The sequence below is a fragment of the Pseudomonas sp. URIL14HWK12:I5 genome, from assembly GCF_900176445.1.
GTDB classification, from domain to species: Bacteria; Pseudomonadota; Gammaproteobacteria; order Pseudomonadales; family Pseudomonadaceae; genus Aquipseudomonas; species Aquipseudomonas monteilii.
On sequence record NZ_FWXQ01000012.1, the window covers coordinates 176,161 to 190,302 of the forward strand.

The window sequence follows — 14,142 nt, forward strand, 5'->3', positions numbered from 1 at the left end:
GGTCGCTGATAGGAATGAATGTCATGTGAAACGTTATCTTATAACTAATTGGTCAGCGGTTGGTAGAGGTTTTTGTGTTGCCTGCTCCGGCTTCTTCGCGGGCACAGGCAACTCAATCAGAAGCTGTAATCCACCGTCGCAAAATACGACCGTGGCATCCCCATCAACCACTGCTGCCCACTGAACGCCGACTGCACATACTCCCGGTCGAACAGGTTGTTCAACTGCAACCCCAGCCGCACATCCGGCAGCACCTGCCAGGCGACGTTGGCATCGACCACGGTGTACCCAGGCGCGCTCTGGGTATTGGCAGTATTGGCAAAGCGCTCATCCACATAACGCGCACCAATGCCGGCCTCCACTTGCTGCCCGAAGCCTTTGCTCAGCCACAGGTTGGCAGTACGCCGTGGCACATTGGCCGGCCGATTGCCCGCACGGTCCTGCGCTGCTCCACCGACCATTTCGTCAAAGTCATCATACTTGGCGCGCACCAGCGACGCGTTCGCCGACACCTGCCATTGATGCGCCAGCGCCAGTTCCAGGGTCGCTTCCAGGCCATCGGACGTCTGCTGCCCGGCCTGCTGCTTCTCGTGGGTGATCGGGTCGTCCACCAGCAGCTTCTTCTTGACGATGTGGTAGGCCGCCAACGTCCATTCACCGCGACCGTCCCAGAAGCGTTGCTTCAGGCCCACCTCGGTCTGCTTCGCTTCGGTCAGCTCATAGTGCATCTGGGCCGGGCTGAGGCTGATGAGATTGTTCACCCCGTCCTCGCTGGTGGAGTACTGGCCGTACAGCGACAGGTCGTCGGTAAACGCATACACCAGGCCGGCGCGCCAGTTGCCGCCTTGCAGGCTGTGGTCGCTGCGGCTGCCATCGATCAGGTTGTCGCGGTCGATGTGGTTCTGGTCGCGGCGCACGCCCGTGACCAACGACAACCGATCGCTCAGCTGCAGGCGGTTCTCGGCGAACAAGGCAAAGGTGTGGGTGGTGGACAAGGTTTGCGGGCGCAGGGGCGAGGCGCTGTGGAACCACCCAGGGTGCGGCTGCCACGGGTGGATGTAGTCGCCGCCCACATCGTTGTAGGGGGCATTGCTGTCAACGTTGAAACGCACCTTGTTGTACTCGGCGCCGACCACGGTCTTGCTGGCCAGGCCGAACAGGGTGTGGTCGAAGGTGAAGGTCTGGCGGTCGCCGAACTGCTCCTGGTTGTGCTTGATCTCCAGGTAGCTGCCGCGTTGCAACTGCTGGCGTTCGGCGTCCCAGCTGTAGTCTTCGGCGTTGCGCCAGTGGCGGCGGCTCTTGATGTAGTACAGCTGGTTGCTGGCGCTGAGGTGGTCGTTCAGCGTCCAGTCGGTGTTCAGCCGGGTCCATTCATCGACGTAGTGCTGCACGTCGTTCTGCACGTTGTAGTTTTTTTTGCGCAGGCTGCTGCGGTAGTGGCCATCGATCAGTGGCGTGCCGTAGTAGTTGGCGGGTTGCGCATCGCCACGGTCGTGGGCGAGGGTGAAACTGAGGTCGTCGCTGGCATCGAAACGCAGCGCGGCGCTCAGGGCCAGGCTGCGCGAAGGGGTGCGGTCGACCCAGCCATTGCCCCCTTGTTGGTTCAGGGTCAGGCGGTAGCTCAGGCGTTCGCTGAGGCTGCCACCGCTGTCCAGGCCGAGCTGCTGGCGGTCCCACGAACCGTAACCCAGGCGCAGGTGGTTACGCACTTCGCCGGCAAACGGCTTTTTCGGGATTACGTTGACCACCGCACCGGTGGCGCCCTCGCCATGCAGCACCGAAGCCGGGCCGCGAATCACGTCGATGCGCTCGACCATCCACGGGTCGACCGGGAAGGTCTGGGTGCCGGCACCGGTGTACAGCCGTGCGCCGTCGAACAGGGTCATCACCGAGCTGTGCCCGGCAAAGCCGCGAGCAGAAAGGCCCGTGCCGCCGTCGCCCGGGGAGCCGACGAAGGTGATGCCCGGCGAACGGGTCACGGCGTCCTGCACCGTGAGGTTGTTGCGCTGCTGGATCTGCTCGGTGCTGATGCTACTGGTGCTGGCCGGCGTCTCCAGGGCGTTGAGGCCAAGGCGCGAGCCGGCCTGGGTCGGCGTGACCAGGTCGATAGCGTGGTTGTCGAGGGTGTCGGTAATGGCCGTGGTGGGCAGGGCCAGGGGTTGTCGGTCCTGGTCATCGGCCAGGGCTGGCAGGGCGACGGCCAGGCAGGCCGCCAGGGGGTGAAGCTTGAACATACGGGACATGTCGTTCCACTGCTGCAGGAATGAATGGATCCCGGTGGAAAACACGCAAAGGCGCACCGTGCAGGCAGGCGCGCGCACGGATACCGGCCTGCGCCCGCCCACCGCGGGTTGCCAAGTGAAGCTTCAGGCCGGTCTCCGGGCTTGCGAGGGGCATGAAACCTTCACCTTCCCATGCCTGAGCACAGTGGTATGTCGAAGGGTTCGCTCGCTTACCGTTGCGGGGGCAGCGCCGGACTTGTCGTGGTCGATACGACGCACCGGCTTCCCGTTTCACCCTGCACGCGGCGGTACAGGGCACCTGAAACTGGCGCGCATCTGACCATTGAAACGCCGGGGCGTCAAATGTTGGTACGCCATGAATGCCGCGATAAATCACAAGGTTGCACGTTTTTACTGATTTTTTTTCGAACTTTTTTGGCGGCGTTTGTCTCGAACCGCACGTTAGCCTTTCGTTATCAAGTCATGGAGACTTCCCGCATGCCTGCTCGTCAACTGTTGCGCCACTCCTGCCTGCTCGCCCTGATCGCCGCGCCGCTGGCTGCCACCGCCGCGCCCAGCACCGATCCGTTGTTCACAATCGGTCTGCAGGGCGCCTACGACAAGTTCAAGTTTGAAGGTGGCAGTGAAAGCGACAAGGAACACATGGGCCAAGGCGGCGTGTTCGCCACATTCGGCAACAAGCTGACAGCCGAATCTGGTTTCATCTACCAACTCGGCGCCGAGGCCAAATTCGGCAAAAAGAACGACAACAAGCTCAAGGAGGCTCAGGCCGATCTTGATCTTGGCTGGCGTGCGGCGTTGGACGCTCGCAACTTTGTCGACGTGACTGTGGGCGGCGGCTACAGCTGGTCGCGCTTCGAGCCGGAAATCAACGACCTTGATACCAAGCTCACCGTGAAGTCGCCCTTTGCCAAGGCAGCGCTGGGCTACAACCATCAGTTCGACGCCTCGACACTGCGGGTGGAAGTGGGCGCGCGACATACCCTGGACGGCCGCGCGCGGCTGAAGGTGGATGACTTTGGCAGCGACACGGTCGACCTGAAAGACCGCACCAACCCGTATGCCGAGGTGACGTTGCTGATGAATCAGCAAGGCGGTATGCCGGTACAGGCCGGGGTTTACTACACCCGCACCGAATACAAGCTGGATGAAGACTCCCCAGTAGCAGACAACACCAAGCTCAAGCGTGACGAGTTTGGTGTGAAGGTAGGCTTGGCTTTCTGAAGCTGAGCGCTTGGCAGGCCCGACCGCTGCGCGGGCCTGCTCAAGAACATCAGCGTCCGCGACGGCGCGACACCCGTGCCTCGATGTTCTTGCGCCCGATCAGCAATGGCGGCTTCTCCACCACCGGCTCGTCCGCCAGCCATTTGTACATCACCAGGCAGTCCACCAGCCCCAGGCGGGCATGGCGATAGGCCTTGGGCAAGCGGCCAACGGTCTCGAAGCCCAGTTTGTGCCACAGCGCCACGGCCACTTCATTGCTGGCCACCACCGAGTTGAACTGCAGGGCCAGAAAGCCCTCCTGGCGTGCCAGCTTCTGCGAGTGCTCGCACATCAGACGCGCCACGCCACGGCCACGCGCCTGTTCGCAGACCATGTAGCCGCAATTGCCCACATGCGCACCAGGCCCGGCAGCATTGGCCTTGAGGTAATACGAACCCAGCAGCTTGCCATCTTCTTCGGCCAGCAGCGTGTGCAAGGGCAGTTCCAGCCACAACTGGCGGGCTTGTTCGAAGCTCAGGGCAGGCTCGAAGGCATAGGTTTCACGGGCCTGGACAATGGCCTGGAAGGTGGGCCAGAAACGGTCGAAATCGTCGGGCGTCATGGGGCGAATGTGGATCATGCGGGTTCCTGCGCGGGCTAAGCCGTCCAGTCTGGGTCGCGCGGCGCCGTCGCGCAAGGGCGGCGGCGCCGTTTGTGCTCAGCCGTTGGCCTTGCCGACAGCATCCATGGCCCGCGCCGAGTAAACCAGCGCGGCACCGGCATTCATCGCCACGGCCACGCCCAGCGCCTCGGCAATTTCCTCGCGGCTGGCGCCATGCTTGACCGCCTGCTGTGAATGCACGGCGATGCAGCCGTCGCAGCGGGTGGTCACGGCCACCGCCAGAGAGATCAGCTCGCGGGTCTTGGCGTCCAGGTGGTTGGTCTTGGCCCCCGCACCGCTGGCGGTCATGTAGCCGGCCACGGTGTCGGGGGAGAGTTGCTTGAGATCGCCGATGCCGGCCATCAACTGCTTACGGTAGGCGTCCCAGTCCATCATGCTCATCGTCTTCACCTTGGGGGGGTTGCGAGTGGAGCTTTCAGGCTAGTCGAAGTGTGGCAAGTGTGAGGCTTGTACTTTGGTGGGTGTTTGCTGAGCTGTTTGTGGGAGCGGGCTTGTCCCGCGAAGGAGGCTGCGCGGAACATGGCACCGGCTTCGCCGGTGTTCGCGGGGCAAGCCCGCTCCCACATCGGTCAGATGTAGATGAACACCAGCACCAACGCCGCGACCACGGCCCATTTTTCCAGGTAGTAGCGCATGCGGTTGCGCTTTTTCAGTGCCTTGCCGCGCTCGCGGATCTTGTAGATGCGGGTGAACAGCCGGTTGATCCCACCGGTCTTGTCGCCGTCACCGTTGGGCGCGGCGGCGGCGGCCATGACGTTGCGGCTGAACCAGCGGTTGAACGCCGTTGCCCAGCGGTACTTGAGCGGGCGCTCGACGTCACAGAACAGGATGATGCGGTTGTGTTCGGTGGTATTGGCCGCGTAGTGAATGTAGGTTTCGTCGAAGATCACCCCCTCACCGTCGCGCCACGAGTACTTCTCGCCGTCCACGTCGATGTAGCAACCGTCGTCGTTTGGCGTATCCAGGCCCAGGTGATAGCGGTACGAGCCGGCATACGGGTCACGGTGGCGCACCAGCTTGGCGCCCGGCGGCAGGGTGGCGAACATGGCGGCCTTGACCGTGCCGATGCCTTGCAGCAGCTCGGTGGTACGTGGGCACAGGGCCATCGCCGATGGGTGGCTTTCGCCATACCACTTCAGGTAAAAGCGCTTCCAGCCGGTTTTGAAGAACGAGTTGAAACCGACGTCATCGTAATTTTCGGATTTTTTGATTTCGCCCACATGCAGCAACTGGCGGCCCTCTTCACGGATTTCCTGCCAGTGGTCTTGCAGCGGCTTCAGTTCGGGGAAGGCCTCGACCGGCAAGTAAGGCTTGGCCGGGAGCTTGGAAAACAGGTACAGGAAGCTGTTGACCGGGGCCAGGAAGCTGGAGTGGTCGCCCAGCTGGCGGGTCAGCTTGTGACGAACCCGACCGCGCAGGTGAACATAGGCGATCGAGAGGACGAAGATGAGTACGAGTGCAATTTTCATGGACGTTTACTTGTCGAAAAATGGCCATGCGCCATGGCATAAGCCAGCCAGCATAAACAATCATGGGGGCAGTTTGTACTTATTGTTACGAAACGACGGGGCGACATTGGTGTAATGCCCTACAGTCTTGCGCAAACGTTTCATGTTCGGGAGTTTGTATGGTTCAGGATGCACGACCCAGCGGTAGCCCCTTCAAACGGCTGTTTTTCGCCCTGCCGGTCAGCGATGTACAGCGCCGTGCCCTGGCCCAGTGGCGCCGGGGTTTGAACCTGCGCAGCGGCAAACCGGTGCCGGCGGCCAACTTCCACGTCACGTTGCTGTTTCTTGGTGATGTGGATGCCGCGCAGGTGCCTGCGATCTGTGCGGCGGTCGATCAACTGGCGCTGCCGGCTGCGGCGCCACGGCTGTTGCTCGACCGCTTGCAGGTGTGGCAGCGGGCCAGCGCTTTGGTGCTGGAGGCCCACCAGACACCGCCGGCCCTGTTGCAACTGGTGTATGGGTTGCAGCAGGCGTTGCTGCCGTTGGGGGTGGAGGCAGTCAGCCGTGAGTATCGCCCGCACCTGACGCTGTCCAGGGATTTTCGCGGCCAGCCACCCGAGGCCAGCAGCGCGCCGGAGTTTTACCTCGCGGCACGCCATTTCACGCTATACGAGTCGCGCAAGGGCGCTTACTGGCCCTTGGCGCAGTGGCCGCTGGCGGACGGACCCGGAGTCAGAATTCCGGGGTGTACTTTACCGTCAGCATGAAGTTGCGTGGCTCGCCATAGTTGTTGCTGCCATTGAGCTGATTGAAGCCTGCAACCCAGTACTTCTTGTCGAACAGGTTGTTGGCGTTGACGGCAACGTTCACTTCCGGTGTCAGCTGATAAGCCAGGCGTGCGCTCCACACGGTGTAGCCAGGCACGGTGTAGGTGCGCTCGTAGCCCAGGGTATGGCTCTGGGTGGTGAAGCCCAGGCCAGTGCTCCAGCGCTGGCCGTCCAGTGGCAGCGTGTAATCCGCCCAGGCGCGCAGCATGTGCTTGGGCGTCCACTGGCTGAATGTGCGGCCTTCTTCGTCCGGGTCATCGAGGAACTTGGTGGTGTTGTAGGTGTAACCGGCAAACAGTTGCAGGCCACTCAGCACTTCACCGCTGATCTCGGCTTCGACACCCTGGCTGCGTACCTTGCCTGCGGCGGTAGAGCAATACCAATCATCGCAGGCGAAGCCTGAGGCTACGTCGGTGACGGCACGGTTTTCCTGGTCGTAACGGAACAGCGCGATCGAAGCGTTGACCCGGCCGTCGAGCAGTTCGCCCTTGAAGCCTGTCTCGTAGTTGCTGCCGATCACTGGCTTGAGTGGCGCATTGCCAACGGCGCGCTCGGTCTGCGGTACGAACACGTCGGTGTAGCTGGCGTACCAGGCCCACTCGCGAGTCAGGTCGTAGACAAAGCCGGCATAAGGGGTGACTTGGCCCGTTTCGGTCATGCGGCTGGTCGGGTAGCGGGTACCCGGGTCGGTCAGGCTGTTGAAGTCGATCGAGTCCCAGCTGTAGTCGAACCAGCTCACACGCGTGCCAAGGATCACGGTCAGGTCCTGGGTGGGTTTGACGCGCCAGGCGCCATACAGGCCTTTCTGGCGTATGTCATAACTAGCCCTGTTGGAACGTGCGAGATCGCCATCGAAGACGCTGTCACGGCTGGGCTCGGGGCGGTCATGATCGATGTCGAAGATGTTGCCGCCTGCATCGAAGTTGCGCCAGTAGGCGTCATCCGAGGTCAGTTTGGAATAGTTGCCACCCACGGTGATCTCATGGGCCAAGGGGCCTGTATCGAAGTGGCCCACCACGTTCATGTCCAAGCCCACTTTGGTCGAGTGAAAGTCAGTGAGCCAGTCGGCGTAGGTGATGCCGCTACCGCCTGGCGCAACGCCTTGGCCGGTGCTTTGCACCCGCTGGTGGGTGGATGTATTGGTTTCATCCATGCGTACGGCAGCGGCCTTGAAGGTCCAGTCCTCGTTGAAGCGGTGTTCAAGGTCCAGGTAGTACGTAGTGACGTCGTTTTCGGCACGGCTCCAGCGGGCGCCGGTGTAGGTCGATCGCGGCAGGTCCACGGGCTTGCCATTGGCGTAACGTGGGAGGCCACGCAGCATTGGCCGCGACTGTTGACGGCTGTAGCTGATACCGCCGCCTACTGTGGTCGCATCGTTCAGGTCGATGTCCAGCGCACCATACAGCGAATGGTTTTTGCTCCAGACATAGTCGACGAAGCTGTCACTTTGGTCTTCGTCTGCCACAAACCGCCCGCGCACCCGGCCGTCGGCGGTCAGCGGGCCGCCAGCATCCAGTTGCAGGCCATAGTGGTCCCAGGAGCCCGCTTTGCCCGTCAGCGTAACGGTCGGCGCCGTTTGGCCACGCTTGCGTACCAGGTTGATCGCCCCGCCTGGGCTGCCGGTGCCTTGCAGGAGGCCCGAGGCACCGCGCAGCACTTCCACCCGGTCGAAGAACACCAGGTCCTGGGTTGCCCAGTTCCCCAGCGAATAGTTGTTTCGCGGAATCGGTACGCCGTCGTATTGCCAGTCATCAATCTGGAAACCACGCGAGGTCACGACCACGCCGGGGCCAATGCCCTGTGCGCCGACGATGCCCGTGGTGTGGTTGAGCGCATCCTGCAAGTCGGTGATGCCCTGGTCATCCAGTTGCTTGCGCGTGATGACGGTAACCGACTGGGGAATTTCCTTGAGGGTGTGCGTCCCTTTGCCGAGGGTCACAGCGCGGGCGGCATAGGAAACTGTGCCTTCGCTGGTTGCATCCACGTAGTTGTCGGTGATGCTGGTGCTGCCCAGCTCCATGACATCGCTGCCCAGGCTGGCAGGGGCCACACTGAAATGCCCTTCGCCAGATACCCGCAACTGCAAGCCGCTACCGGCCAGTGCGGCTTGCATGGCTTGCTCGGCACTCATCCGGCCGACCACTGCAGGCGCCTGCTTGCCGCGCACCAGTTCAGGCTCCAGCGCAATGATGTGGCCACTTTGGCTGGCGATGCGGTTGAGCGTGTGAGCCAGGCTGGCGGCTGGCAGGTCGAACATCTGGCTTTGCGGCTGGGCGAGCACGTTGAAGCTGGCCAGGGCAGCGACCAGAGGCAGGGCGCGGGGCAAGGGGTTGTACACGGATTACTCCCGAATGAAGTGGCTGTCAGGAGGTATGTGAGACGAGCAAAAAAAACTTGCCACGATTGCGAATGATTTTTAGAAATATTTTTATCAAGCGTTTTTCAGGTCGATCAACATCAACCACGGGCCGTAATGCTCCACGCTGATTGGCAGGGCCTCGGCCAATGCCTTCAACGCTTGTAGTGGCTGATCCAGAGGGAATACGCCTTGTACCCGCAGATCGCGTGCCGCGGGGGCGAGCCGGATGTAGCCGCGCTGATAGGGACGCAGCGCATCGACAACCACATGAAGAGGCTGGTCGAGGACCTCCAGGCGGCCCTCCAGCCAGGCCGCCCGTTGCTGTTGTTCGCCCGCCAGCCGCTCGATGGAATGATTGCGTAGCAGCGCCGCCTGCCCTTGTTGCAGATCGGTCCATTGCCCATTGGCCAAGCTGGCGCGGACGCTGTGTTGCAGCACCACGACCCGGGTGGCGCCCTCTTCCTGGCTGACCAGAAAACGCGTCCCTAACGCCTGCACTTGCCCTTGCGCGGTTCGCACCCGCAGGGGGCGCAGCGGATCGCGCGCAACCTGGATCAGCAACTCGCCGTGGCGCAGCACCAGAAGCCGTTGCCCGGCATCGAACTGCACGTCGACCGCACTGGCGCTGTTCAGGCTCAGGCGGCTGCCGTCGGCCAAGGTAAAACTACGTCGCTCACCGCTGGCTGTATGCAAGTCGGCCAGCCACCCTTGGGTGGTGTCGCTGCGCCATCCCCCCCAAAGCGCCGCGCCGAACAGCCCCAGGCTTGCCATGGCGCCGAGTACGTCACGCCGTGTGCGAGTGGGCTGCATCAACAAGTGACGCGCCTCTGCAGCTTGGCCAGGGGCCCGTTGATCCAGTGCGTGCATCACGGCCAGGGGATGGCCAAGGCGTTGCTCCAGACGGCTCCAGGCTTGTTGGTGAGCGGGGGCCTGCTGCAGCCACAGACTGAACCTTTGCAGTTGCGCTTCGTCAGGCGTGGCGGCCCTGAGCTCGACCATCCAGTCGATGGCTTGCTCGCTGACCGGGTCGAGGGCTGGCCGGCTCACGCCTGCACCTCGCACAGGTAACATTGGCGCAGCGCCTGTTTCATATAGCGGCTGACAGAGCGTTCGCTGATCTGCAGTTTTGCGGCGATGTCGGCGTAGTGCATGCCGTCGAGCTGGCTATACAGGAAGGTGGCTTTGACCACTGCCGGCAAGCCGTCCAGTGCCTGGTCGATGGCCACCAGGGCCTCGACCAGCAGCAGTTGCTCCTCGACCGATGGTGCTACAGCCTCCGGCAACCGCGCCAAGTGCTCCAGGTAGGCGTGTTCGAGCTGGCGACGGCGATGGCGGTCGAAGATCAGCCGGCGGGCGATGATGGTGAGGTAGGCGCGAGGTTGCTGAATGCTGTCTGGGTCGACACGTGCGCCGAGCATCTGGCAGAACGTTTCGGCGGCGGTGTCCTCGGCGTCAGCATGGTTTCGCAGGCGTTTCTGGATGTGCTGGAGCAACCAGCGATGGTGGTCGCTGAAGAAAAAGCCCAGTTTACGGGTTGATGAGCTGTCCAACGCCTGGCATCCGCATGTGAGTGTGAATCGTTCTCAATAGTAGCCGGGTCGTTCGTTGTCTCGCAATGGGGCAGCGCCCAGAACCGAGCGTGCCGCTATCCGGGAATGGTCTGCTACACCGGCAAGCTCTGATACGGCAACTCATCCCCCGGGCTGCGGTCGAACTGGCGCTTGTACTCGCGGCTGAACTGCGAGGTGCTCTGGTAGCCCACCCGGTGCGCGGCCTGCGCCACCCCCAGGCCTTCGCCAATCAGCATCTGCTGCGCCTTTAACAACCGCAGGCGCTTGAGGTACTGCATCGGTGCCATGTCGGTGCAGCGCTTGAAGTGTTCGTGGAAGGTCGAAACGCTCATGTTTGCCCGCGCAGCCAGTGCTTCCACGCTCAACGGCTCGCTGTAGTGCGCGCGCAGGTGGGCGAGGGCGGCGCCGATGCGGGCGAAGTGCCCCTGTTGCTCCACCAGCGCCCGCAACACACCGGCCTGTGGGCCGCGCAGCGCGGTGTACAGCACTTCGCGTACGCGCGCCTGGCCCAGCACTTTGGCATCCAGCGGGTCCTGCAGGCAGTGCAGCAGCCGCTCCACACTGTCGCGCATCGGCGCATCCAGCGCTGCCGAGGTCATCGATTGCGGGGTTTGTGCCTGCACTGCAACGTCCGGTGCCAGGTCCATGCTCTGCACCAGTTCACCCAGCACGCCACGGTCGATGTCTACCGCCACGCCCAGCAAGGGCGCTTCACGGGTGGCGAAGGTTTCACACATGAACGGGACCGACAACGCCTGCACCAGGTAATGCCCGGCGCCATATTCCAGGGTACGCGGCCCCAGGCGCGCCAGCTTGCTGCCCTGGGCCAGGATCATCAGGCTGGGCTCGTAGATCTGAGGGCTGCTGGCCACATAATGGTCCCAACTCAGCACCTGCACCTGGGGCAGGTGCGTGGGGGCGAAGCCAGGGTGCGTGGCGAGGCTGCGGATCAGCGCGCAGAGCGGCGCGTTGGCGTCGACGTGGCGGGTCAGTTGCATGGTGAACCTGGAGCAGAGAATCGGACAGCCTAATCATCGCAGATTGAGGGTTTGGCGCCAGATGCTGGCTGGCATCTTCGGAGAATCAGGCATGCATGCCGGAGAATCAGCCGTGTGCCAGGCGGCAAACAGCGCGCAAAATGCGCCGCCTGAATCGTTTCACTTTACTGCGAGGCCCTGCATGTATACCGCCATCGGTTACGCCGCCCAAACCCCCACCAGCCCCCTGGCCCCTGTCACTTTCGAGCGCCGCAGCCCACGCCCGGACGATGTCGCCATCGAAATCCTTTACTGCGGCGTGTGCCATTCCGATATCCACCAGGCGCGCAATGAATGGGGCATTGCCGTGTACCCGCTGATGCCCGGCCACGAAATCATCGGCCGCGTCACGGCGGTGGGCGGCCAGGTGACTGCGCACAAGGTCGGTGACCTGGTGGGCGTCGGCTGCATGGTCGACTCGTGCCGCCACTGTGAAGCCTGCGCCAAGGACCTGGAGCAATATTGCCTGGAAGGCCCGACCATGACCTACGCCACCCCGGACCGGGTCGACGGCAGCAACACCATGGGCGGTTACTCCAGCAGCATCGTGGTCAGCGAGCACTTCGTGGTGCGCATTCCGGCCGGCATGGACTTGCCCAGCGCGGCCCCTATCCTGTGCGCCGGTATCACCACCTATTCGCCGCTCAAGCACCACGGCGTCGGCCCGGGCCACAAAATCGGCATCCTCGGTATGGGTGGCCTTGGCCACATGGGCATCAAGCTGGCCAAGGCCCTGGGTGCCGAGGTGACGCTGTTCACCCGGTCCCAGGCCAAGGCCGAAGAAGCCCGCCGCCAAGGTGCCGACCACGTGATCGTGTCCACCGATGCCGAGCAGATGCGCGCCGCTGCCGGCCGGTTCGATTTCCTGCTGGACACCATTCCGGTGCAGCATGACCTCAACCCGTACCTTGAAACCTTGAAGTTCGACGGTGTGCACATTCTTGTCGGCCTGATCGAACCGATCGACCCGGCGGTGCACGCGGCCAACCTGGTGATGAAGCGCCGGGTGCTGGCGGGGTCGTTGATCGGGGGCATTGCCGAGACTCAGGAAGTGCTGGACTTCTGTGCCGAGCACAACATCCGTTGCGATATCGAGATGCTGGATATTCGCAATATCAACCAGGCGTACGAGCGGATGATTGCCGGTGATGTGAAGTACCGGTTCGTGATCGACATGGCCACTTTGCAGGGCTGATTATTCGGTTGGCTGTACCGGCCTCTTCGCGGGCTTGCCCGCTCCCTCAGGTACTGCACAGTTTTCAACGTCTGTGCGGTCCCTGTGGGAGCGGGCAAGCCCGCGAAAAGGCCAGTACAGGCAATGAGGCTGTAGCTGTTACCAGACCATCGCCTTGTCCCAACTCTTCCAGAACAACCACCGCCGCACCTCGCCATGCGCCCCGGTGCCGATCTGCCATTCAGGCCGCCCGCTGTCCAGCGCGATCACCGAAACAACCCCCGCATGGCTCGCCGCCACCAGCGTTTGTCCATCGGCGCTGATATCCATCGCACTGATGGTCGACCCCAGGTAATGCTGCCAATGTTCGGTGCCATCCTCGCCGAACGCCCGCAGGTAGCCATAGGCATCCCCCACAATGTACTCCCCATCGCGCGCCACCCCGGCATATACCCTGGCGCCATCCTGCACCAGCGGGGTACGCGGGTCTTGGCTGTAGTAATCGGTATCCAGCCCTGGCAAGTCCGCCACCTTCACTGCCAGCGTGGCACCGCTATGGAAATGGCAGGCATTGACGATCAACTGGTCATCCGTGCGGTTGAACAACGCAAAGTGCGGGTACTCGCTGCCTGGGCCGATTTCGGCAACCGGCCTGAGCTGGGCATCCAGCACCCGGTGACGGGTACCTTGCTCGCCCACCACGATCAGCCGGCCATCCGCCGACACTGCGCCATGCGCCATGCTCAGCCCCAGGCTGATGTCGTCCGGGTCGGTGCCTTCGGCCAGCTCGTCGAGCACCCGCGTTTGTTGCGGCAGCAGGCGAGTCGCACCTTGAGTGGTCAGCACGAAGATCCCTTCGGCGCTTACCAGCAGCACACGCTGGCCATCGGGGAAGGGGATCAGCGCGGTTGGCGTGGGCGGCAGGTCGAACGGCTCGAACGGGTACCCCGACGGCAACCCCTCCAGCCCACTTGGCCATGCCAGTCGCTGTACTTGCGGGCCACCCCAGCCGTCGGTCACGCGCACGCCCTCGGCATTGGCCAGGGCGAAGTAGCGGCGGGCAGGGCAGCGGCCGAAGTGCTCGATGCCGATCACCGGTGTCACCTCATGGCGGTCGATACGCACGACCTGGCCCTTGTCGTAAGGCATGCCGATGCGGGCCAGCAGGCTGCCGTCGTCCAGCAGCAGGACATTGCTGATCCCTTGGCCGTGGTCATCGAGCAACGGTACCAAGGGGTGGTGTGCGGGTGGCCAGGCCTCGCGAAACGCCCGGTGCTGTTGTTCGTCGACGCCAGGGCGATTGGCGGCCTGCAGGGCAGCCAGCCAGGCGTCCAGCAAGTGCCCGGTGGCTGGCGCCTGTGGCTCTTTCAGGTTATCCCAGCCTTGCGCACGGCCCTGCGCGACGTAGTCGTTGACGGCTTGGGCGTAGGCGGTGACCGCCTGCTGCCACTGCTGCTGGGGGTGCTGCTTGTCCATGAGCGGATCGGGCTCCTTGTTGCACTCGCGTTTCACACACAACGCGCATGGTACTCCGTCTGCCTGCCACGCGGTTGTGAGGCTCCGGCTTGACGCGTACCATGCCGGGCATTCCTATCAAT

General features: G+C 63.0%; 12 protein-coding genes and 1 riboswitch. Of the genes, 3 read left to right on the top strand and 9 right to left on the bottom strand.

Features of this window, described 5'->3' with window-relative positions; translation table 11 throughout:
- Positions 1 to 116 precede the first annotated feature (116 nt).
- Complete coding sequence (locus B9A31_RS24660; protein ID WP_025754364.1) at positions 117 to 2,243, bottom strand: TonB-dependent receptor; 2,127 nt, start codon at positions 2,241 to 2,243, stop codon at positions 117 to 119.
- A 108-nt stretch (positions 2,244 to 2,351) separates the two neighbouring features.
- Positions 2,352 to 2,560, bottom strand: a riboswitch (cobalamin riboswitch).
- Positions 2,561 to 2,720: 160 nt separating this feature from the next.
- On the opposite strand from B9A31_RS24660, the gene B9A31_RS24665 reads away from it, so the two are divergent.
- Positions 2,721 to 3,467: an outer membrane beta-barrel protein gene (locus tag B9A31_RS24665; RefSeq protein WP_016714657.1), complete on the top strand. Its 747-nt coding sequence runs from the start codon at positions 2,721 to 2,723 to the stop codon at positions 3,465 to 3,467.
- A gap of 49 nt (positions 3,468 to 3,516) precedes the next feature.
- Here the strand turns inward: B9A31_RS24665 and B9A31_RS24670 are convergent, their stop codons facing one another.
- From B9A31_RS24670 to lpxO, 3 genes are all read right to left on the bottom strand, one after another.
- On the bottom strand, positions 3,517 to 4,086 hold the full coding sequence (locus B9A31_RS24670; RefSeq protein WP_025754363.1) for a GNAT family N-acetyltransferase: 570 nt from the start codon (positions 4,084 to 4,086) through the stop codon (positions 3,517 to 3,519).
- Positions 4,087 to 4,164: 78 nt separating this feature from the next.
- Positions 4,165 to 4,509 carry a carboxymuconolactone decarboxylase family protein gene (locus tag B9A31_RS24675; protein ID WP_013973174.1) on the bottom strand — a complete coding sequence of 115 codons (345 nt, stop codon included), beginning with the start codon at positions 4,507 to 4,509 and terminating at the stop codon, positions 4,165 to 4,167.
- Positions 4,510 to 4,697: 188 nt separating this feature from the next.
- Positions 4,698 to 5,597 carry a lipid A hydroxylase LpxO gene (lpxO, locus tag B9A31_RS24680; protein WP_016714655.1) on the bottom strand — a complete coding sequence of 300 codons (900 nt, stop codon included), beginning with the start codon at positions 5,595 to 5,597 and terminating at the stop codon, positions 4,698 to 4,700.
- 158 nt (positions 5,598 to 5,755) lie between these two features.
- Between lpxO and thpR the strand changes: the two genes are divergently transcribed.
- The gene (gene thpR / locus B9A31_RS24685; protein WP_027609703.1) at positions 5,756 to 6,343 is read left to right on the top strand and encodes an RNA 2',3'-cyclic phosphodiesterase; all 588 of its coding nucleotides are present in this window, start codon (positions 5,756 to 5,758) and stop codon (positions 6,341 to 6,343) included.
- Here the strand turns inward: thpR and B9A31_RS24690 are convergent.
- The 4 genes from B9A31_RS24690 to B9A31_RS24705 form a co-directional block, all read right to left on the bottom strand.
- A complete protein-coding gene (locus B9A31_RS24690; RefSeq protein WP_084297484.1) occupies positions 6,309 to 8,741 on the bottom strand; it encodes a TonB-dependent siderophore receptor in 2,433 nt (810 codons plus the stop codon). The genes thpR and B9A31_RS24690 overlap by 35 nt on opposite strands.
- Positions 8,742 to 8,834: 93 nt before the next feature.
- Positions 8,835 to 9,809: a FecR family protein gene (locus B9A31_RS24695; RefSeq protein ID WP_084297485.1), complete on the bottom strand. Its 975-nt coding sequence runs from the start codon at positions 9,807 to 9,809 to the stop codon at positions 8,835 to 8,837.
- Entirely contained in the window at positions 9,806 to 10,312 is a 507-nt protein-coding gene (locus B9A31_RS24700; RefSeq protein ID WP_019098436.1) for a sigma-70 family RNA polymerase sigma factor, read from the bottom strand. Before B9A31_RS24700 ends, B9A31_RS24695 begins: the two co-directional genes overlap by 4 nt.
- A 113-nt stretch (positions 10,313 to 10,425) precedes the next feature.
- Entirely contained in the window at positions 10,426 to 11,331 is a 906-nt protein-coding gene (locus tag B9A31_RS24705; RefSeq protein ID WP_027609701.1) for an AraC family transcriptional regulator, read from the bottom strand.
- Between the two features lie 181 nt (positions 11,332 to 11,512).
- On the opposite strand from B9A31_RS24705, the gene calA reads away from it, so the two are divergent.
- Positions 11,513 to 12,565, top strand: a complete 1,053-nt coding sequence (gene calA, locus B9A31_RS24710; protein WP_016714652.1) for a vanillin reductase — start codon at positions 11,513 to 11,515, stop codon at positions 12,563 to 12,565.
- 138 nt (positions 12,566 to 12,703) lie between these two features.
- Here the strand turns inward: calA and B9A31_RS24715 are convergent, their stop codons facing one another.
- Positions 12,704 to 14,020, bottom strand: a complete 1,317-nt coding sequence (locus B9A31_RS24715; RefSeq protein WP_019098439.1) for a PQQ-binding-like beta-propeller repeat protein — start codon at positions 14,018 to 14,020, stop codon at positions 12,704 to 12,706.
- Positions 14,021 to 14,142 lie beyond the last annotated feature (122 nt).

Excerpts from the sequence above, each read along its gene's own strand:
- calA (WP_016714652.1), top strand. The coding sequence starts at position 11,513 with ATGTATACCGCCATCGGTTACGCCGCCCAAACCCCCACCAGCCCCCTG.
- lpxO (WP_016714655.1), bottom strand. The coding sequence starts at position 5,597 with ATGAAAATTGCACTCGTACTCATCTTCGTCCTCTCGATCGCCTATGTT.
- B9A31_RS24665 (WP_016714657.1), top strand. The coding sequence starts at position 2,721 with ATGCCTGCTCGTCAACTGTTGCGCCACTCCTGCCTGCTCGCCCTGATC.
- B9A31_RS24675 (WP_013973174.1), bottom strand. The coding sequence starts at position 4,509 with ATGAGCATGATGGACTGGGACGCCTACCGTAAGCAGTTGATGGCCGGC.
- B9A31_RS24715 (WP_019098439.1), bottom strand. The coding sequence starts at position 14,020 with ATGGACAAGCAGCACCCCCAGCAGCAGTGGCAGCAGGCGGTCACCGCC.
- thpR (WP_027609703.1), top strand. The coding sequence starts at position 5,756 with ATGGTTCAGGATGCACGACCCAGCGGTAGCCCCTTCAAACGGCTGTTT.
- B9A31_RS24660 (WP_025754364.1), bottom strand. The coding sequence starts at position 2,243 with ATGTCCCGTATGTTCAAGCTTCACCCCCTGGCGGCCTGCCTGGCCGTC.
- B9A31_RS24670 (WP_025754363.1), bottom strand. The coding sequence starts at position 4,086 with ATGATCCACATTCGCCCCATGACGCCCGACGATTTCGACCGTTTCTGG.
- B9A31_RS24705 (WP_027609701.1), bottom strand. The coding sequence starts at position 11,331 with ATGCAACTGACCCGCCACGTCGACGCCAACGCGCCGCTCTGCGCGCTG.